Genomic DNA, 19,795 nt, shown 5'->3' on the forward strand with positions numbered 1-19,795 from the left:
CCCGACGGGGAACCGATCGTCGTAGTCTCACGTCGATGGATGTGGTCGTGCGAACACCTCACGGTGACGCAGACATCGAAATCGTGAGCGCGCCGCCGACGGTGACGCTCGGCGACCTGCTGGCTGCCGTCAACGGTCAAGCTGCACCACCGATCGCTCGCGTCGACGGACGCATCGTGAGCACCGTCCAACCGCTGGTCGAGGCGGGGCTCGCCATCGGGTCGGTCATCGACGCGCGTTCGATCGACCCGGCCGCCAGCCCGGTTGCACCAAGCGCCGCCGCGACGGCACCGGCGCCGCCAGCACCGGCCATCAACCTCTTGCAGCTGACGGGGCGCGGGGCGGGAACCATTCGACGACTCGACCGAGGACGGTTCCGCATCGGGCCCGGACGTCGCCTCAACAGCATCGAGATGGACGACGCAGCAGTCGAGTCGTCGGCGTTCGAGGTCACCGTCGACAGCCGCGGGACGGTCGAGGTCAGCCCGGGACCCCGCATCGGCGGCGCACTGGGCGTGTTCACCCCGACGCTCGACGGCAGCCTCTTCGATCGACCGTTGCGCTGGACCGATGGCCGCCTGAGCGTCGGTGGTCGCCTCTTCGCCATCGAGGCGCCAGCGATCGAACCACCTCGCCGTCAGCTTCCCGAGCCCGACGCCTCTGGGGCCATCGGCTTCGAACGTCGCCCCTGGAACGCCACCGCCGAACACCTTCCGGTGGTCACCGCGCGGCGGCGGGCACACACCTACGAGCACGGACTGTGGACGAGGCGTTCGGGGGATCCCGGTGCGATGACGCTGCCGTTCGGTGTGCTTCCCGACGATCGCAGCGTCGCCACGATCGATCTCGACCGCGCCCGAGGCGTGGCGATCGTGGGTACCGATCGTTTCGGCGCCGCCCTCGCACGCACGCTTCTCGTCGAAGCCGTGACTGCGATGGGGCCAGCCGATCTGCGCCTCGCGATCGCTTCCACACCCGACCGCCTCGGCCAGTGGGATTGGGCCAAGTGGCTTCCACACGTTCGAAAGAGCGGTGACCCCACGGCCGCAGCACTGCTGCTGGCCGACGATCACGATCTCGCAACGTGGGCGGCCGGAATCACGTCGGCCGTCGCCGGCGACGACCACCCGACCCCGCCGAGCGGCATCGTTCGGGCAAACCCGCCGACCGTCACCGGAGCCGCCCCACGCGCCGACTGGCTCCCTCCTCAACCGGTCGCACCGACCGCTCGACCACCCGTTCTGCTCGTCCTCGACGACATCTCCCTGTGGAATCGTCGTGACTCGCCGCTCCGGTCGCTGCTCGTCGATCCGCCGCCACACCTTCGCATCCTCGCCATGTGCGGCGGGTTGCACGAGGCGCCAGGCTTGTGCTCGGTGCTCATCGAGGAGCGACTGCCCGAGGAACTCTTCGCTGCCGCGGAGGCTCCCTCGGGGAACACCGCCCTGTTCGGGTCGCTCGCCACGCTGCACGACCGGCTCGCGTCGCCTCCGAGCGTCACCGAAGACATCCGGCCAGCGCTCGTCGAGACGCACGTGGCACTCGAGATCGCCACGGCGCTCGCACCACTCGATGATCTCGACGTCGAACGTCCCGGTCCCGTTCCGACCGGCCTCGCGCCTCCGTCGTTGAGCGAACTGATCGACATCCAGATGGCGACCGCACGGCAGCCCAACCACGATCAATCGGGTCTCACCGTCACCGTCGGCCTCGTCGATCTCCCCGATGGCGACCGTCGCGACGGCACGCCGATCGAACGTCGTCCGGTTCGTGTCGACCTCGCTGCGTCGCGCGTCACCCTGGTGGCGTCCGACGACGCCGAGCTCATCGACACCTTGTTGGCAGCAATCGTGCTCGGAGCCACAGCGACGCGCCGCACCGACCAACTCGCCGTCCTCACGGTCGGACGACACCGGCCCGCTTGGCATGCGGAGATCCCTCACATCGCTGGCCACGTCGATCGCGCAGCTGCCGACGACCCCGCACGGCTCGTGCATCGCGTCGCTCACGTGCTGACCAGCCAGCCCGGGCTCGAGGTCCTCGTCGTGATCGAGGACGCGTTCGTGGCCGGCCAGCCAGTCCACGGGCGCCCGGTGTCGGCCCCGGTCGACCTGCTCACCGGGCTGCTCGAACTCGCCGACTCCTTGTCCAGAGTGCACGTGGTGATGACCTCGACCGAAGACGTCGCGTCGATTCCCGAATCGATCCGGAACCGATGTGGCATCGAACTCGCCGTCGGGCAGCACGCTGGCTCCCCACGCGGCGTCGTGTCGAGCACCGAGACAGCGGTCCACTTCATCGGACCGACAACGCTCGGCGCTGCCATCAGTGGGCCGCCGACGCTCGGGACGACGATCCCTCGCACACTCGCGATTCGCGCCAACGTGCACGGTCGCGCCATGACCCCATTGGAGCGGCGCGTCAATCGCGCGGCGAGCGTGCCGACCGCGAGTTTGCCCGATCCTGCGACGATCGAGATCGCGCAGCGCGTCGGGGCCGCAACGGCCTCCAACGCCGATGGCAGCAATGGCGTCGATGGCGTCGATGGCGGACTCCTGCCACCACCGCTGCCGACCTCGGTCAGCCATCTCTCCTTGCTCGCGCAGCACCCGGGTGATGGCGTGCCCATCGGCTTGCTCGACCGTCCGGAGCGAGCGATGACCGAGGCGTACTGGTGGCAGCCCGGTCGAGACGGCACGCTGCTCGCGATCGGCTCGCCACGCTCCGGCATGACCCAGTTGGCCGACTTGCTGGCGACGGGCATCGCAGCTCGCTACTCCGCCGATGATCTCGCTGTGTACGCGATCGAACCCCTTCCGCAGCGGCGACGCGCGTTCGCGGCGATGCCGCACTGCGTCGACGTCGTCACCACCGACGATCCGCACGGGGTCCGACGCATCGTGGCCACGGTCGCCGAACTGGTCGAACGACGTCGCAGCACGTCCACCTCGCCGCAACGAGATCCCGCCATCGTGCTCTTCGTCGGCGACCTCGCCCGGCTGGTCCGATGGCTGTCGGGTGACGGGGTCGGCGACATTCTGGAGACGCTCGCCAGTATCGGCTCCGACGGGGCCGACGTGGACGTCAACCTCGTCGCCGTGACGAATCGTGTCGACGATCTGGGGCCGATCGTGCGATCTGCCGGCGACCGATTGATCGGCTCGGTGGCCGACCCGAACGATCGAGCGCGTCTCGGCATTCCTGCTCCAGGACCCGCCGACCGTCATCCCGGACGGTGCTGGTCGGTGACCGCAGATCGACGCGTCCAACTGGCGATCCCACCCGACTCGGTCGAGCACGAGATCGCACGCCTTGCCTCGGAGTCGTCGTCACCCGCGTCGACCACGCCACCGACGCCGAAGGGGAGCACGAGATGAACGTGACCCGGGGCGACGGCGTCGGTATCGAGGTCGCCGACTCCTACATTCGCGCCGTCCGGCTTCGTCACGACACACCGGGTCGCGTGGCGGCCGCTGCCGAGTTGCCCTTCGTGTCCTACGACGACAGCGCCGCGCTCGACTCGTTCGTCTTGTTGCGCGCCGAACTGGGCGACCCGGTCGAACCGACCCGAATGGCGACGTTTCCTGCCTCAGCGACGCTGCAACGCATCGACGTCACCGGACGCTCCGGGCCCGAACTCAACGAACTGCGTGCGGTCGTCGATCGACGGCATGGGATCGACTCGACCCTCGTGATGGACGAAGGTCCGAGACGCTGGTTGCTGCTGATCCGATGGGAGGCGCTGGCGATTCGTCGGCTCGAGGATCTCGCCGAACGCGCCGGCTTCGTCGACGTGACCGTCGAGCCGAGCCCGGTGGCGCTCGCCCGAGTCGTGCCGTCGAACACGTCGTATCTCCAACGCTTCGTCGCACAAGGCGACGCCCATCACGCCGTGGTCCGCAACGGGTTGCCGGTCGCCGCGGTCGGCATGCACTCGACCGGTCGAACCGCTCCCGACATCACGACGAGCAACGTCGATGTCCCGGTCGCCTGGTTCGACGACCTGCTCACCGAGGATCAGCTGACCGAGATGGTGTCACGGGTGAGTCGCACCGCCGAAGCAGCATCACTCCTCGACCACGTCGACGGCACCTCGGCGCGGGCGACGACCAGCTCGGGCATGACCTCGCTCGGTGTCGCCGGCGACGCCTACCCGCTCTTTCCGGTCCACGACCTTCGTGCAGCACAGCGTCAGGGTGTCGCCTTGGGTGCGGCCGCTGGGGCCGCCGGGCTCGCCGGCACGCTCCGACCCGTCGACATGAACGCTGCCGTCGCTGCCAGCGTTCAGCAATTCGACCGTCCATGGGCGATCGAACGCCTTTCCGACCTTCCCGATCTCCCCGATGCCCCGTCGGCGGGAACACTCAAGCGTGTCACCAAGCGGCTCCGCCCGCGCAAGCACCGCTGACGGAGCATGCACACCGCCTGCTGGCATTGCAATCGGCACTAGTCTCACGCAGCAATGGAGTTGGTCGTCCGCACCGTGCACGGCGACGCCGAGATCACGGCATCGAACGACCACAGCGACGTCACGATCGCGGACATCGTCGCCGTCGTGACCGGCAACGCCGTCCCTCGATCGGTTCGCATCGACGGGCGATCGGTGCCGTCGGACACGCCGATAACGAGTAGCGGTGCGCTGGCAGGATCGATCATCGGCGTCGGCGAACCGACGGTCGATCACGATGCCGAGCCCGTGGCCGTGCTCGCTCAAAGCGCCGGACGAGGCAGCGGCGAGCAGGCGACGTTGTGTCCCGGTTCCTACGTTCTGGGGCCGTCCCGTCGCATCAACGCCAGCGAGTTGAGCGAGGCTCCCGTCGACGAGCCGACCGTGCGGCTCGACGTCGCCACGGACGGCTCGATCGAAGTCCGCCATCTCGTCTCCCGCCACGCCTCCGCTCCCGACGCTTCTGCTCCCGAGGCCTCTGCTCCAGCGGCCTCTGCTCCAGCGGCCTCTGCTCCAGCGAACAGGCACGAGGACGAACGGCGCGATCAGCCCGACCGTGACGAGCCGAGTGCCGGACCGACGGCGGCGGCTCGCCTCGACGGCGCGGTGCTCGGAGAGCAACCGGTGCCGTGGACCACCGGACCGCTGGCAGTCGGCGGCCGCGTCTACGAGATCCGACGGACCAACGATGCATCCACGCGGCGCACGGGCCGCCGAGTCGCCGGCGTGAGCACCGATGGGATGGTCGCATTCAACCGGCCTCCTCGCCGAGCGCTCATCGCCGAGGAAGCACCGCTGTCGGTTCCCGAGGGCGGTGACGACGTTCGCACGGGCCGCCGCTTTCCGTTGCTTGCGATGTTGGCACCTCTGCCCATCGCCGTCGCCATGGCCCTGCTGCTCGGGAGTCCACGCTTCTTGTTGTTCGGGCTGATGTCGCCGGTGATGGTCGGGGCCTCCTGGTTGTCTGACCGCCGCCAGCGCAAGCATGATCTGCACGAGTCGGCGGGCCGGAACTCGAGCGCCGAGACGGAGTTCCGCACTGCCGTCGCTGCTCGATACGCGAGCGAGCGTGCACGCCGCCGAGCCAACGACCTCCACATGGTCGACGTCGACGAGTTGTCGCGCCAGACGGCACCGCAGCTGTGGGCCCGACGACCTGGTGACGACGACGCCTTCGCCGTGACGATCGGCATCGGTGACATCCCCTGGCGCCCACCACTCGACCGAACCAGCTCGTCCATCTCGTCAGCTGATCGCATCATCGACGACGTCGGCGTTCTCCACTCGGTGCCGATCATCGCCGATCTTCAGAGTGAGCGCGGCGTCGGTGTCGTCGGCGACCGCGAGTTCACCGAGGCCTGCGCGAGCGGCCTGCTGTTGCATGCGTGCACCTCGCACGGACCGGCCGACCTCGACATCATCGTGCTGTCCTCGCCCGATCGAGTCGCCAGCTGGGAGTGGGTCAAGTGGATCCCGCATGCTCGCCTCGGCGGACAGCCACGGATCTACACCGACGAGGCGACGATCTCGGCGTGGGCGCTGGCCGTCGAACGAGGCTGGCAACGTCCCAGCCGCCCGTCGTTGCCGTCGCACATCACGATGGTCGTCGTCGATCAGCCCGACTGGTGGCGGAGCCGCACCGCACCGCTCCGATCGCTGTTCAGCGACCCGACGATGCCACTTCGATTCCTCACGCTGACCGATCTGGCCGAGGACGTGCCGGCGGTGTGCACCACGCTCCTCCTCGCCGACGCCGACGGCACCGCGACGGTCGATCATCTGCTCACCGGCGAACGGATCGTCGGCGTCGCACCGTTCGCCGTGCACGCGGATCGAGCGGTCGACATCGCCCGACGACTGGCACCGCTCGACGATCCCGATCTGGCGTTGAACGTCGAGTCGTCGCTGCCGTCGGTGGTGCCGATCGCCGAACTCCTCGGTCTCGACGCCATCGACAGCGACGCGATCCTGCAGCGATGGCGGAGCGGCGAACGACCGGCGCGGCCGACCGTGGTCGCGGGCGTCGCCGAGCAGGGACCCGTCCATCTCGACCTCATCGACGACGGTCCTCACGGGCTCGTCGCCGGGACCACCGGCGCCGGCAAGAGCGAACTGCTTCGCAGCCTGATCGTCGGTCTCGCCACGAATCTGCAACCCGACGAGATCAACTTCGTGCTCGTCGACTTCAAGGGAGGGTCGGCGTTCGACGCGTGCGCTGCGCTTCCCCACACCGTCGGAATGGTGACCGACCTCGACGAGCATCTCGCCGGACGCATGCTGCGATGTCTACGAGCCGAGCTCCAGCATCGGGAACACATCCTGCGCGCGGTCGAAGCGTCGTCGCTCGACGAGTACCAGCGAATCGATGGCGTCTCCCCGCTGCCTCGTCTCGTCCTGGTCGTCGACGAGTTCGCGTCCGTCGCTGCCGAACTCCCCGAGTTCTTGCCATCGCTCGTCGACATCGCTCAACGCGGCCGCAGTCTCGGCATCCACATGATTCTCGCCACGCAACGACCCGCCGGTGTCGTCGACAACAAGATCAAGGCGAACACGAACCTGCGGATCGCGTTGCGCGTGCAGGACGACGGCGACTCACTCGACGTGATCGGCACACGCGACGCTGCGAACCTGCCTCGACGAGCTCCCGGCCGGGCCTATGCCCGGTTCGCCGCCGGAGAGTTGACGCTGTTCCAGTCCGCGTATTCGACCGGAACGTCGTCGGAGGCGCGGTCTGCCTCGCTGCGAGTCGAGCCCTTCGTGATCGGGCGACCGCTCACACCGATCGAGACGCGTCTTCGGCGAATCGGTCGGGAGCCTGACGTCTCGACCGACCTCGGCCGCCTCGGCGCGCCCACCGACCTCGAGCGCCTCGTCGATGCGATCGCCGCCGCAAGCGACGCACTAGGCCAAAGCGATCAGCGGCCGCCCGCCCCGCCACCACTGCCGACGAACCTGGAACTCCGTGCGTTCTTCGACGCGCACCCCGGCGACGGCATACCGCTGGCGCTCGTCGACATGCCAGACGAGCAGCGACAGATCCCGCTGTTCTGGCAGCCGGGGGCGACGGGCAGCTTCATCGCCTACGGGATCGCCGGAGCCGGTACGTCGTCGGCGTTGCTGGTCGCCGCGCTGGGAATCGCCGAACGCTGCTCGGCCGAGGACGTGCACGTGTACGCGATCGACGCCGACACCAACTCGCTGGCCCCGCTCGCCGCGTTGCCACACTGTGGCGCGGTGGTCCGGGTGAACGAACCGGATCGGCTGATGCGTTTGGTGCGCAACCTCACCGATGAGGTGGAGCGCCGTAAGTCGCTGGCGGCCGAACTCGGTGGACCCGCTCGAGTGGCAGCGCGCGAACCCGCCATCGTGCTGCTGATCGACAACGTCGGCGGGCTGCGCCAAACACTCGACGACGACCGGGAGCAGGCCGGCACCTGGCCCGATCTGGAGCGCATCATCCGCGACGGGCAACCGCTCGGCGTCACAGCGCTCCTGACGGCGAAGCAGGAGCGAGCCGTTCCCACCTCGCTGGCGACGCAGATTCCGACCCGGTTCGTGATGCGACTCGGCGATCCGTTCGCGTACGCCGGCTTCGGTCTGCGACCGGGCGAGCTGCCGACCTTCCTCCCGGGGCGCGCCGTCCGACCCGACGATCGCGTCGAACTCCAACTCGTCTCGCCGCCCGACGACCTCGCTGCCCACATCGCAGCGCTCGGGATCGAGCAGCCGAGCGAGCACCGGCCGTTGCGTGTCGAGCCGCTGCCGTCCCACATCCTCGTCGAGCAGGTCGTCACCGCGTCGTCCATGGGTTCCGACGGGCTACGCGTCGCCGTGGGCCTCGACACCCAGACTGCCCGTCCGGCGCTCGCGGCGATCCCGTTCGGCGAGAACTTCTTCGTCACGGGCTCAGCACGAAGCGGCCGCTCGTCGGTGCTGTTGGCGATCGCTGCCGCGGCGCGACACGTCTCCAGCGACCTGCCGATCTTCGCCGTCACACCGCGTGGCGGCCCGTTGCGCTCAGCCCCGGCGGTCACCGACGCACCGAGCGAGCCCGCCGACGTCGCTGCGTGGGTCGAGCGCATCGCAACGACGCCCGGCCGCCGCTTGGTACTCGTCGACGACGCCGATCGAATCGGCGGGCCCAGTTTCGAGCGGCTCGGAGCGATCGTCGATGACGAGTTGATCGTCGTCATGGCCGGTCGATCCGACGGGCTGCGTTCCATGAACCACTGGTCGAAGCCGTTGCAACGAGGACGCAACGGGGTGCTGATCCGGCCCACGATGGTCGACGGGGAACTCCTGCGCACACCACTCGGCACGAGGCTTCCGCGTTTCGCTGCACACATGGGATTTCTGGTCGTCGACGGCGAGGTGACGCCGTTGCTGGCGGCCGTCGCAACGCCGCCGGAGGCCCGCTCGTGAGTCGCGGTCGCAGCGGGGTGGGCATCGAGATCGCCGGAACGGTGCTGCGCGGCGTCGTCACCGACGAGGACGCATCCGACGACGTGTTGCGGGTGAGCGAGGTCTCCGTCGACTCCGAGACCGACGCCGACGCGCTGCTCGATGGCTTCGTTCGGCTCCACGCGCAACTCGATCCGGAGGCCCGGCCGACCCGACTGGCCTGGTTCCCTCCCGGAGCGACACTGCAGCGACTCGACGTCACCGGGCTGGATGGTCCCGCCCTGAACGAGGTTCGTCATCGGCTCGACCGAGATCATTCGGTACCTGCCACGTTGCTCTTGGACGTCGGCGTCCGACGGTGGATGGTGGCGATCCGTTGGAATGCCGATGCCGCTCACCGGTTACAGCGGCTCGCCGAGCAGGCCGGTTTCGTCGAGGCCACGATCGAACCGAGCCCGATCGCGATGCATCGAGCACTCTCGCGATCCGTGCGAACCGTGCGCCGCGATGGATCGGCGAACTCGTCGTGGGCCGGGGTCTACGACGACGATCTCGTGGTGGTCGCGACGTCGATGCGTGCCGGGCAACGCGACTATCCCGCGCTGTCGTTGGGCAGCGTCGGACTTCCCGCGCGCGACCAGATCGTCGAGGAAGCGACGTTGCTCGCCGACGTCGCGAGCGCACTGTCACGCAACTTCCACGACCCGAGCGGAGAGACGGCCGCCGCCGATGCCGCCAGCCTCGGGGTGCAGATCGGCGATCGCCCGTTTCCGCCGTTCCCACCCCATGACCTGCGAGCAGCGCGACGGATCGGCGTCGCGATCGGGGCGTCGCTGGGAGCGGCGGGACTCTTCGGGCGGTTGCGACCGGTCGATGTCGTGACGGCCACTCGACCGATCATCGAATCTGCACGACGGCCGTGGACGCTCGAGCGTCTCGCCGAGGTGGAGGACCGGGACGAACGGCACCTGCCGAACCGATGGCAGCGAATGACCGCCCGCTTCCCGCGCCGGCCGCGACGCCGACGCGCCAACTGACAGCCCGCTTCCCCGTTCGACGCGCCACTGCGGCGCGATGCGTCATTCGCTCGGCACGTCCTGAGCACGAACCGCCAACACCGACGTCGACAACCCCAACTCCGCATTCAACGCAAACCGCCACACCGGCACCATCAACGACACCAAACTGAACCGATCGAACGACACCTCCCACCCCAACACCGCCGACTCCAACGACTCCACCGGCACCTCCAACGCCACCCCATCCAACACCCGCTGCGCCTCCACCCACACATGCTCCGCCTCCTGGGGACCCCCCGCAGGAAACACTTCACCCGACCACACGAAATCATCCACATCGAACCCCAACCCCACGAACACCCCCTGCGTCCGCACCACCGCCTCCTCGGCCGACAACGTCGCCGCCCCACACCGATCACAATTCGGATCGTTCCCACCCGTGAACCCAAACGAGAAACTCCCCGTCTGGAAACTGATCCCCACCCGACGAACCATCTCATCGCCCCGATCGTTCACACCCCCACGATCAGTCAACCGCAGCCCCAACGGCGTCTCCCCCACCCGCACACCGAACTCGCGATCCTCGATCCCCAAAAACTCCGCCCACCCCACCAACGTCGCCTCCGCATCAAACCCCTCCGGCGGCATCAACCGAAACACCTCCACCACCTCACGACCCTCCAAAAACACCCGATCCCCCTCCGACACCCCACCCGACGACGAACACCCCAACAACACCACCAACAACACTCCCCCCAGACGACCCATCACCGCGTCGCCACCTGCACCGTGTCGGGCAGGTACGCGAGCGACCCACCCCACTCACTCTGCAAGGTGAGATCGTCGAGCCCGTCGAACAGCGCCGGATCGGTATGCATCTGCTGGAGCAGATTCGAGATGAACCACTGCCGCTGATGCGGATCGGCCCAGTTCGTCGCATCGATCAGCTCGACGACCTGAGCGCGCCGACCTCCGGTCACCACCCCCAACGACACCACCATCCGCCTACGGCACACCCGGATCGAACTCGAGCGTCACCCGAAGGTGCACAACCTCGAACGTGAATCGCGGCGACCACGTGGGCGTCACCCCGTCGACCGCAGGCGCCGTGAACGGGAACACGTTCTCCCCCACCGGCGCAAAAGCACTGAGATCGACATCAGCCACGTTGCTCTCCCCAAACAACTCGTCGACCTCGTCCAGAAACTCGCCGATCGAACGACCACGCCACACCCCTTCACCCCACTCCGCTACAAACCGTTCGCCCGACTCACGCAACCCCACCGCCACCCTCACCGGGGACTCCTCCAACACCACCCTTCCGATCACGCCCGACACGTGACCCGGCATCGACGGCTTGGCCGTCTCACCCAACGCCCCCCGACCGAACGTGCCCTCCGTGCTCCGACCCGACGGAAACACCACCCGCAACCTCGCCGGCCCATCCAACTGCACGAAATCACTCACCCGCGAACCCAACCCCGCCGCTGTCTGCGGCTCACGAAAATCCCACACCACCACACCATCCACCACGTTCATCCCCTCCACACCATCACGATCACCAACGCCATCACACCCCACACCGCCCAACACCACCACGAACACCAGCATCCACCGCCGTGCGATCACCACCCTGTACTCCAGTCCACGTCGAGATCGACCGCCCACTCGGTACCGAAATGCATCAGCAGATCCTCCCACTGAGCACCCATGCTGAAGTCGTCAGCCCGATCACCGACGGGTACGTCGAGCACGTCGAGGATCACATCCGGGTGATGCTCGGCGAGGTCGACGTACACGGGCAACGTGTCCTGCTCGATCAACGCCCACCGATCATCGAATTGGGAAATGTTGCCATCCGGCAGCGGCGTCGTCACCGTCACCGTCACCTCACCGCCGGCGTGCGGAACCGACTGGCTGTACACCCAGGGAATCACGGTCACCTCACGCGGCGTGCCGACCCACTGACTCACGTCAACGTCCAACGGGAACAACTCCGGGTAACTCTTCGCGCCCGGAACCGAAGGCGCCCCGATCGCCGTCATGATGTAGGTCACCACCTCGCCCGTCAGTCGACGACCCCGCATCTCGTCGTAGTCGTTCCTGATGATGTGTCGTTGTTCACGGTAGAGAAGTTCGCGATTCCCCGCCCCGATCAACTCGACATCATCCGTTCGCCGACCGTCATCGATCTTCTGCCAGGCCGCGACCGTCGCCGCGCCGTCGCGGTACGCGTCCTCAGCGAAGAGCGCCTCGATCGCGAGCATTCCGCCGTGGTTGTACGCCTCATGAGCAGGTGCCATGTCCAGAAAGATCTCCTGCTGCATCCCGAGCAGAACCTGCTGATACCAGCGAAGTTCCTCCTCGGTGAACCCCGCGGCAAAATCCGTCGCAACCCACGCCGGCTGCGCCGACCCCGGCCAAGCACTCATCATCCGAGCGACGACTTGCGCCTTGTCGGCCAGATCAGCAAACGACTCGAGGTCCCGGAAACCGCCATAGAAGCTCGGCCCGATCATCGCCGCCATGCCCGCCCACCACAACGAGCCCGGTTCGGAACGGTAGAGATCGGCGTAGTACTCGTACACCGACTCGACGATGTGAGCATTCGCATCCAACCCCAACTGCGGGTTCCATTCGGTCGGATCGATACCAGCCGCTTCGTACGCTCGCTGCGTGTAGAACTCACGGACCTCAGAGGGAGAGCCACCCGAACCGATCTCGTCCGCGAGACTCGCCTGCAACAAGGCTGCGAAATCCGCAACCTGTCCCATGAGGTACGCGCCGCCAGTCGAGAAGCCGGAATCCGCCAACTCCATCGCCGCTGCCTTCGCTCCCAGAAGATCCGACAGCAACGTCAACTCCTCGACGAGTTCCGCTGCGACAACCTGGGCGGCGTACTCCAGACCACCGAGCGAGAGACCAGCGAGCGTCGCCAGATCACCACGAACGTCGTCGAGCCGGCCACGCTCAACGGACACAGCGTGTTCAGCCCCACGAACCACCAACGAATCAAGGCTGACCATCGTCATCGCTCACCCCGAAACGGCACAAACGGCCCTGCCGCACGGCCAGGCCGAACCTCCCACGCAGCCGCGGCTCGGGCTTGCTCGATGGACAGGCTGACGCTCATCCGATGTCGACCCAGTCGTAGGGCTTCGAAGGTTCCCGCGGCTCGCGCCCCGGCCACGGCAACGGTGCATCGGGATCATCGATCCGCGACAACAGCCAAGCACGATGACGGTTGGCCCACGACGAGTGCGCGATCCGCCACGCCGCGAGATCGTCCGCGAACTGTTCACACACTTGCGCCCGCCGCTCACACTCCTCGGCCAACGCTTCGCACTCACCGCGAAGCGACTCTGCGTTCAGCGCACCCGCAACGAACGCGTTGTCCACGACCGTTTCCAACCGTCCACCACGGACGCCATGCTCATCACCAGTCCGCCACAGCGCTCGGGACACGTCGCCCGCCTCGTCGGCCGCGTCGCGCATCCGCCGCGCTGCTGCCCGATACTCGAACGCGGTCGGCATCGCAGGTACTCAGCCGAGGCGTCACGTTCAGGCGTTGGACCAGCCGACGTTGGCGGCCTGGTCGAGATTGGCCCGCTGATTCGACACCGCCGTCTGCATCTCCGCCGTCGCCGCATCGACATCATCACCCGACTTCTTCAACGCCGCACCGAACTCGGCCAACACCGGCGTGAAACCTGCGTCGACCTGCCCCTTGATCGCCGCGATATCCGTATCGATCTGCGCCGTCCCCGCCGCAACCACCGACTTGAACTGCGTCATGTCGCCATCGAACGCCGTGCGGTTCGCACCCGTCCACTGCACACCACCCGCCTGACCCGCCAACGCGTTCATCTCATCATCGATCGACCGAGCCAACGCCCCCGCCTCCGACTGCATCGACGACAACGTCGCCTCGAACGCTGAGATCGCCGCCTGGATCTTGCCGTCCAACACCGACGCCTTCGCCGAGATCTCCACCCCCGCCGTCTGGAACGCGGTCGACAACTCGTCGAGTTGCGTGAGGTCTGCACCAACAATGTCATTCGCCATGGTCGTCTCCTGATCGTGAAGTTCTGGTCGTGTCGTTCGGTTCGTGTCGTCGTGTCGTGTCGAGCGATGCCGCCGGTCAACCGTTCATCACCGCATCGAACGCCGCGCGCTGATTCTCGACACTCGACGAGAAACTCGACGCAACCTGCTGCGCACTCGCACCAGCCGCCTCGACGTTCGAACCCAACTCCGTCATCGTCGACGTCAACGCACCATTCACCACCGACGACGCCTCACCAACGAACCCCTCGATCGCACCCTGGATCCGCACGATGTCGTCATCGAGCGTCGCAACGATGCCATCCATTCGATCACGATTCGCGCCCGTCCACGTCGTCGCCGCCGCCCGACCATTCAAACGAGTCATCTCCGCAGCGATCTCGTCAGCCAAACCCCGCGCCTCGGCATCGAGCACACGCATCTCGCTCGTGAACTCCTCCAACGCCGCCGCAACACGACGAGCAATCGCAGACGACTGCGACTGAAACGTCCCGCCCGCCTGCCCAAACCGCTGAGCAAGCGCCGACATCGCCCCCAGATCTCCACCGATAACAGCCATGGCCATCCTCTCGATCGGCCGTCAGCGAAGTAGGCCGACAGCGTGACACAACCCACCTTAGTGCGCTCGTGCACCGTCGTCGAGAGGCCGAGACATCAAGAAGGACCACCACTCGCCCCCCCATCGAGACCAGTCCACGACAGCGCGTGGCGGATGTCAGTCGCGGTCGAAAATTGACGGGCGCTGACCGAACACGGCCACCGCCTGCTTCAGCGGTACGAGATCCGCCCCACCCGACGTGGGTGCCGGACGCTTCTCCGCCTCACGGATGGCGTGCAACGCGATCTCGCGGGCCTGCTCGAGTTCGGCGCGCAGCCGGGCGTTCTCGTCTTCGAGGCGCATCACCCGGCGGATGCCCTCGAGGTTCATGCCCTCGTTGGTCAGCTCTGCGATGCGGCGCAACAACTCGATGTCGTCGTCGCTGTAACGCCGGTTGCCGCCTTCGGTTCGAGCCGGCGACACCAGACCTCGACGCTCGTAGATTCGCAGCGTCTGCGGATGCATGCCCGCCAGTTCGGCGGCGACCGAGATCACGTAGACCGCTCGATTTCTGGTTCGTTCGCTCATCACGTCTCCTGCGTCGCTTCCACCGTAGTGGCTGCGGCGAAGGCCTCGACGGCCGCTCGCTGCGCGTCGTTCAGTTCGGTGGGAACGATCAAGTCCACGGTGACGATCAGGTCACCCTCCATGTCGCCCTGGCGAGTCGAGCGAGTGATGCCTTTGCCCTTCACGCGATGACGGCTGCCGGGTTGCGTTCCGGGCCGAATCCGCAGGGTGACAGTGCTGCCGTCGAGCGTCGGGACGTCGATCGTGCCGCCAAGCGCGGCGTCGGCGAACGAGATCGGCACGGTCACGGTGAGGTTGTCGCCGCTGCGGCCGAATCGCTCGTGGCCCATCACCTTGAGTTGGACGAGCAGGTCACCGCTGGGGCCGCCGTTGCGCCCAGGGGCGCCGCGGCCCTTGAGTTTGATGGTCTGGCCGTCCTTCACGCCGGCTGGGATGCGCGTCTTCACCTCGCGCGGGCGCTTCTCGATGCCCGAGCCCCGACACGTGTCGCACGGATACTCCACCGTGACGCCATTGCCCTGACAGACACGGCAGGGCGACGACATCGCGAAGAATCCTTGGTTGTCGTCGATCACGCCACGGCCACCACAGTTGCTGCAGACCTTGGGGCTCGTTCCGGGCCGCGAGCCAGAACCGTGACACGTCGAGCACTGCGCGTCGGTGGTCAAGAACAGCGAGGTCTCGATGCCGTTGACGGCGTCGGCGAAGTCGACGGTGAGTTGCGCTTCGATGTCGGCGCCGCGGCGCGGTCCGACACCAGCCGCTGACCCACCACGGCCAGCCGGACCGCGACCACTGCGCCCGAACATCGAACCGAGGATGTCGCCGAGGCCGCCCGAGCCTGACATGTCGTCGACGTTGAACGAAAACCCGCCGGGGCCGCCCCGAGCGCCCATCGCGCGCACGTCGTCGTACTCCTTGCGTTTCGCCTCGTCGCCGAGCACCTCGTAGGCAGCGGAGACGTCTTTGAACTTCTCCTCAGCGGCAGCGTTGCCGGGGTTCTTGTCGGGATGCAGGTCACCGGCCAGCTTGCGATACGCCTTCTTGATCTCCTTGTCGGAAGCCGACTCCGACACGCCGAGGGTCTCGTAGTAGTTCTTCTCGAACCATTCTCTCTGCGGGCTCATGTGGTGCCGTCCTCCTTTCGTCGCTCGCTGTTCGTCTCCCCCGCCAACGCCTGGGGTCTGACCCCACGTGTTGAACGCCTGGGGTCTGACCCCACGTGTTGAACGCCTGGGGTCTGACCCCACGTGTTGAACGCCTGGGGTCTGACCCCACGTGTTGGTCAGTCGGTCGTCTTGACCATCGCAGCGCGCAGGGTCTTGCCTTTCCAGCGGTAGCCGCTGCGCAACACCTCGGCCACCACCGGCTCTCCGCCGGAACCGGGTTCGTGCGCCACAGCCTCGGCAACCTCGGGATCGAACGGTTGACCGTCGAGATCGATCGTGTCGAGGCCGTGCTTTTTCAGCTCGACCAGCATCTGGTTGAGCAGCGGGCCGACTTCGTCGGGATGACGAAGGTAGGCCGCCTCGGCAGCGTCGAGCACCGGAAGCAACGCTTCAGCCAAGCGGCCGGTCGCCCGGTCGGAGTCGGCCAACGCCCGTGACGCCGACTGCTTGCGGAAGTTGTCGAAGTCGGCCTGGATCCGCTGCGCGATCGACTTGAACTCGTTGCGTTCCTCCAACAGCGCGAGCACGTCGACGTCGGAGAGATCGATCTCGATCTCCGGCGACCCGTCCGCGTTCGCTGACGCGTCGGGGTCGTCACCATCGGGCACGGCCCGATGCATCGATGACGTGATGTCGTCGATCTCGCTGGCGCGAACATCTTCGTCGAAGTCGCCCTGCCCGCTACTCCCGTCGGCGGGCCCCGACGGCGCCGAGGCGGCATCCGCCGAGTCCGAACCGAAGTCGGGATCGTGGACGTCAGGGTCGTAGTTGTCGCCGGCGCCGGTGTTGCCCGGCCGGCCGAGTGGTTGGTCGGACATCACGTGGCTCAGTTCTCGTCGTCGACGATCTCGGCGTCGACGATGTCATCATCGTCGACAGAGCTGGTTCCGCCGTCACCGGTCGACTGACCGGATGCCGAGCTGCCCGCCGCTCCAGCGTCTTTCGCTGCAGCCTCGTAGAGCTTCTGGCTGAACGCCTGGCTCGCTGACATCAGCGTCTCGGTGGCCGTCTTGATCGCTGCCGAGTCATTGCCCTCGAGCGCCTTCTTCAAGTCGACGAGCGGCGTCTCGACCGCTTCTTTCTCCTCGGCAGTGACCTTGTCGCCCTGTTCGCGCAGCACCTTCTCGGTCTGGTACACCAGCGAGTCGGCGTTGTTGCGAACCTCGGCCTCGTCACGCCGCTTCTTGTCGTCTTCGGCGTGCGCCTCGGCATCTTTCACCATCTGCTCGATGTCGTTCTTGTCGAGCGTCGACTGGCCGGTGATCGTCATCGACTGCTCCTTGTTTGTAGCTCGGTCCTTCGCCGAGACGTGGACGATGCCGTTGGCGTCGATGTCGAACACGACCTCGATCTGCGGCACACCGCGCGGGGCGGGCGGCAGATCGACGAGCTGGAACTTGCCGAGCGTCTTGTTGTACTGGGCCATGTCACGCTCACCCTGCAGCACGTGGATCTCGACCGACGGCTGGTTGTCTTCGGCCGTGGTGAAGACCTCCGAACGCTTGGTCGGAATGGTCGTGTTGCGTTCGATGAGCTTGGTCATGACGCCGCCCTTGGTCTCGATGCCGAGCGACAGCGGGGTCACGTCGAGCAACAGCACGTCTTTGACGTCGCCGCGGAGCACGCCCGCCTGGATCGCTGCACCGATGGCGACGACCTCGTCGGGGTTCACCGTCTTGTTCGGCTCCTTGCCGGTCAGGCTCTGCACCAACTCGGTGACGGCGGGCATACGAGTGGATCCGCCCACGAGGATCACGTGATGCAGCTCGCCCTTCGACACACCGGCGTCCTTGAGCGCCTGCTCGAAAGGTACGCGACATCGCTCGATGAGGTCGGCGGTCATCTCCTGGAACTTGGCGCGCGACAGCGACTCGTCGAGGTGCAGCGGGCCGTCGGCCGTGGCCGTGATGAACGGCAGGTTGATCTGCGTCGACTGCGTCTGGCTGAGCTCGATCTTGGCCTTCTCGGCAGCTTCCTGCAGACGCTGGGCCGCCATCCGGTCGGCGCTCAGGTCGACGCCGTGCGCCGCCTTGAACTGGTCGACCAACCACTTGATGATGCGCTGATCCCAGTCGTCACCGCCGAGTTCGGTGTCACCGTGCGTCGACTTGACCTCGAACACGCCGTCGCCGATTTCGAGCACCGACACGTCGAAGGTGCCACCGCCGAGGTCGAACACCAGGATGGTCTCGTCTTCGGATCCCTTTTCGAGGCCGTAGGCGAGCGCTGCAGCGGTGGGCTCGTTGATGATGCGCAGCACCTCGAGGCCGGCGATCGTGCCGGCCTCCTTGGTGGCGGTGCGCTGGGCATCGTCGAAGTAAGCCGGCACGGTGATGACGGCTTGGGTGACGGTGTCACCGAGGTAGCTCTCGGCATCACGCTTCAGCTTCATCAGCGTGCGGGCGCTGATCTCCTGCGCGGTGTACTGCTTGCCGTCGACGTCGTCGGACTTCCAGTTCTCCCCGATGTGACGCTTCACGCTGCGGAACGTGCGATCCGGGTTGGTGATCGCCTGACGCTTCGCGACCTCCCCGACGAGAACTTCGCCGGTCTTGGAGAACGCGACGACCGAGGGGGTGGTTCGTGCGCCTTCGGAATTGGGAATGACGACGGGGTCACCACCTTCGAGGACCGAGACGACGGAGTTGGTCGTGCCGAGATCGATACCGACTGCTTTGGCCATGAAATGCTCCTTGCTGATGCTGACGAGATGGTCAGGGAAGTAGAGATCTTGAATTCGTGGAACTCAAGATAGGAGCGTTCCGGGGCGGAGGCAACATTGCAGTCAGAAAACTTGAGTCACCATGACTCAAGTCATGGCCTCCCGTGACGTCTCTGGCGAAGCGCCGGCGGTACTGGTCGATGTCCTGCCCTTTCGGCGTCGTGACGCTCGTCTGGGGTCTGACGCTCGTCAGGCGTCGTCACGCTCGTCAGGGGGACGGCAGGAGGTCCTCGGGACCCAAGGAGTCCGGGAGCGACTCGTCCATCGCGAACGGGGAGTCGAGGCCCTCGACGGTGCAGCACTGCACCACCGTCGACGCATCGGAGAACTCTCGGATCTTCTGCCGGCAACCCCCGCAGGGAGAGCCGGCTCGACTACTCGCGGTCACGGTGACGATCTGGGCGATCACCGGATGACCGTCGGTGCCGGCGACCATCGCAGCGATCGCTCCCGCTTCGGCGCACGTGCCCTCCGGGTACACCGCGTTCTCGACGTTGCAGCCGACGAAGGTCGCTCCGCCAGTCGTTCGGATCGCTGCAGCGACCGGATAGCTCGAGTACGGGCTGTGCGAGCGCGCCATCACCGCGATCGCCGCGTCGAGCAGCTCCTCGACGGGACGTTCGGCGGCGCGGGCACCAAGATCAGCGCGTCACAGGAAGTCTGCGTCGCCACCACCGAGATCGACCCCGTCTTCACCGCCGACAACGGCTTCCTCGACACCGGCTGCCCCCTGAACCTCACCGTCCGATGCGCGCGACGCGTGCTGCGTCCGTGGCACCTCGAAGACGTGTGTGCAGCCAGCCGCTGGCATCACCGAGGTCAACGCCACCTGCACCTGAGCGCACA

General features: G+C 66.8%; 16 protein-coding genes. 4 read left to right on the plus strand and 12 right to left on the minus strand.

Annotated elements, in window-relative coordinates:
• Window positions 1-35: 35 nt before the first annotated feature.
• The 4 genes from ACE37B_RS10680 to ACE37B_RS10695 are packed head-to-tail and all read left to right on the plus strand — an operon-like array spanning window position 36 to window position 9,885.
• The gene (locus tag ACE37B_RS10680) at window positions 36-3,377 is read left to right on the plus strand and encodes a hypothetical protein (RefSeq protein ID WP_409923310.1); all 3,342 of its coding nucleotides are present in this window, start codon (window positions 36-38) and stop codon (window positions 3,375-3,377) included.
• A complete protein-coding gene (locus ACE37B_RS10685; protein WP_409923311.1) occupies window positions 3,374-4,408 on the plus strand; it encodes a hypothetical protein in 1,035 nt (344 codons plus the stop codon). Before ACE37B_RS10680 ends, ACE37B_RS10685 begins: the two co-directional genes overlap by 4 nt.
• A gap of 54 nt (window positions 4,409-4,462) precedes the next feature.
• Window positions 4,463-8,869 carry an FtsK/SpoIIIE domain-containing protein gene (locus ACE37B_RS10690; RefSeq protein ID WP_409923312.1) on the plus strand — a complete coding sequence of 1,469 codons (4,407 nt, stop codon included), beginning with the start codon at window positions 4,463-4,465 and terminating at the stop codon, window positions 8,867-8,869.
• 17 nt (window positions 8,870-8,886) lie between these two features.
• Complete coding sequence (locus tag ACE37B_RS10695) at window positions 8,887-9,885, plus strand: hypothetical protein (RefSeq protein ID WP_409923313.1); 999 nt, start codon at window positions 8,887-8,889, stop codon at window positions 9,883-9,885.
• A 42-nt stretch (window positions 9,886-9,927) separates the two neighbouring features.
• On the opposite strand, the gene ACE37B_RS10700 is transcribed toward ACE37B_RS10695, so the two are convergent.
• From ACE37B_RS10700 to ACE37B_RS10755, 12 genes are all read right to left on the minus strand, one after another.
• Complete coding sequence (locus tag ACE37B_RS10700) at window positions 9,928-10,575, minus strand: hypothetical protein (RefSeq protein ID WP_409923314.1); 648 nt, start codon at window positions 10,573-10,575, stop codon at window positions 9,928-9,930.
• A 59-nt stretch (window positions 10,576-10,634) separates the two neighbouring features.
• The gene (locus tag ACE37B_RS10705) at window positions 10,635-10,868 is read right to left on the minus strand and encodes a hypothetical protein (protein WP_409923315.1); all 234 of its coding nucleotides are present in this window, start codon (window positions 10,866-10,868) and stop codon (window positions 10,635-10,637) included.
• A 4-nt stretch (window positions 10,869-10,872) separates the two neighbouring features.
• A complete protein-coding gene (locus tag ACE37B_RS10710; protein WP_409923316.1) occupies window positions 10,873-11,496 on the minus strand; it encodes a hypothetical protein in 624 nt (207 codons plus the stop codon).
• Window positions 11,493-12,848 (minus strand): hypothetical protein, encoded by a 1,356-nt coding sequence (locus ACE37B_RS10715; RefSeq protein ID WP_409923317.1) that lies wholly within the window; start codon window positions 12,846-12,848, stop codon window positions 11,493-11,495. Before ACE37B_RS10715 ends, ACE37B_RS10710 begins: the two co-directional genes overlap by 4 nt.
• Window positions 12,849-12,996: 148 nt before the next feature.
• A complete protein-coding gene (locus ACE37B_RS10720; protein WP_409923318.1) occupies window positions 12,997-13,401 on the minus strand; it encodes a hypothetical protein in 405 nt (134 codons plus the stop codon).
• 27 nt (window positions 13,402-13,428) lie between these two features.
• Entirely contained in the window at window positions 13,429-13,932 is a 504-nt protein-coding gene (locus ACE37B_RS10725; protein WP_409923319.1) for a hypothetical protein, read from the minus strand.
• A 76-nt stretch (window positions 13,933-14,008) separates the two neighbouring features.
• Window positions 14,009-14,491 (minus strand): hypothetical protein, encoded by a 483-nt coding sequence (locus ACE37B_RS10730; RefSeq protein ID WP_409923320.1) that lies wholly within the window; start codon window positions 14,489-14,491, stop codon window positions 14,009-14,011.
• A 156-nt stretch (window positions 14,492-14,647) separates the two neighbouring features.
• Complete coding sequence (locus ACE37B_RS10735) at window positions 14,648-15,058, minus strand: heat shock protein transcriptional repressor HspR (RefSeq protein WP_409923321.1); 411 nt, start codon at window positions 15,056-15,058, stop codon at window positions 14,648-14,650.
• Window positions 15,058-16,185: a molecular chaperone DnaJ gene (gene dnaJ / locus ACE37B_RS10740; protein WP_409923322.1), complete on the minus strand. Its 1,128-nt coding sequence runs from the start codon at window positions 16,183-16,185 to the stop codon at window positions 15,058-15,060. The genes ACE37B_RS10735 and dnaJ overlap by 1 nt, the downstream gene beginning before the upstream one ends.
• A gap of 158 nt (window positions 16,186-16,343) precedes the next feature.
• Window positions 16,344-17,045 (minus strand): nucleotide exchange factor GrpE, encoded by a 702-nt coding sequence (locus ACE37B_RS10745; RefSeq protein WP_409923323.1) that lies wholly within the window; start codon window positions 17,043-17,045, stop codon window positions 16,344-16,346.
• A gap of 8 nt (window positions 17,046-17,053) precedes the next feature.
• The gene (gene dnaK, locus ACE37B_RS10750; protein ID WP_409923324.1) at window positions 17,054-18,910 is read right to left on the minus strand and encodes a molecular chaperone DnaK; all 1,857 of its coding nucleotides are present in this window, start codon (window positions 18,908-18,910) and stop codon (window positions 17,054-17,056) included.
• 247 nt (window positions 18,911-19,157) lie between these two features.
• Complete coding sequence (locus ACE37B_RS10755; protein ID WP_409923669.1) at window positions 19,158-19,553, minus strand: cytidine deaminase; 396 nt, start codon at window positions 19,551-19,553, stop codon at window positions 19,158-19,160.
• Window positions 19,554-19,795: the final 242 nt, after the last annotated feature.

The organism is Ilumatobacter sp., assembly GCF_046290335.1.
In the GTDB taxonomy this organism is placed as follows: Bacteria; Actinomycetota; Acidimicrobiia; order Acidimicrobiales; family Ilumatobacteraceae; genus Ilumatobacter_A.

Bases quoted from the DNA above. Each gene is read 5' to 3' on its own strand.
- ACE37B_RS10680 (WP_409923310.1), top strand. From the start codon at position 36: ATGGATGTGGTCGTGCGAACACCTCACGGTGACGCAGACATCGAAATC.
- ACE37B_RS10685 (WP_409923311.1), top strand. From the start codon at position 3,374: ATGAACGTGACCCGGGGCGACGGCGTCGGTATCGAGGTCGCCGACTCC.
- ACE37B_RS10690 (WP_409923312.1), top strand. From the start codon at position 4,463: ATGGAGTTGGTCGTCCGCACCGTGCACGGCGACGCCGAGATCACGGCA.
- ACE37B_RS10705 (WP_409923315.1), bottom strand. From the start codon at position 10,868: ATGGTGGTGTCGTTGGGGGTGGTGACCGGAGGTCGGCGCGCTCAGGTC.
- ACE37B_RS10720 (WP_409923318.1), bottom strand. From the start codon at position 13,401: ATGCCGACCGCGTTCGAGTATCGGGCAGCAGCGCGGCGGATGCGCGAC.
- ACE37B_RS10725 (WP_409923319.1), bottom strand. From the start codon at position 13,932: ATGGCGAATGACATTGTTGGTGCAGACCTCACGCAACTCGACGAGTTG.
- ACE37B_RS10730 (WP_409923320.1), bottom strand. From the start codon at position 14,491: ATGGCTGTTATCGGTGGAGATCTGGGGGCGATGTCGGCGCTTGCTCAG.
- ACE37B_RS10735 (WP_409923321.1), bottom strand. From the start codon at position 15,058: ATGAGCGAACGAACCAGAAATCGAGCGGTCTACGTGATCTCGGTCGCC.
- dnaJ (WP_409923322.1), bottom strand. From the start codon at position 16,185: ATGAGCCCGCAGAGAGAATGGTTCGAGAAGAACTACTACGAGACCCTC.
- ACE37B_RS10745 (WP_409923323.1), bottom strand. From the start codon at position 17,045: ATGTCCGACCAACCACTCGGCCGGCCGGGCAACACCGGCGCCGGCGAC.
- dnaK (WP_409923324.1), bottom strand. From the start codon at position 18,910: ATGGCCAAAGCAGTCGGTATCGATCTCGGCACGACCAACTCCGTCGTC.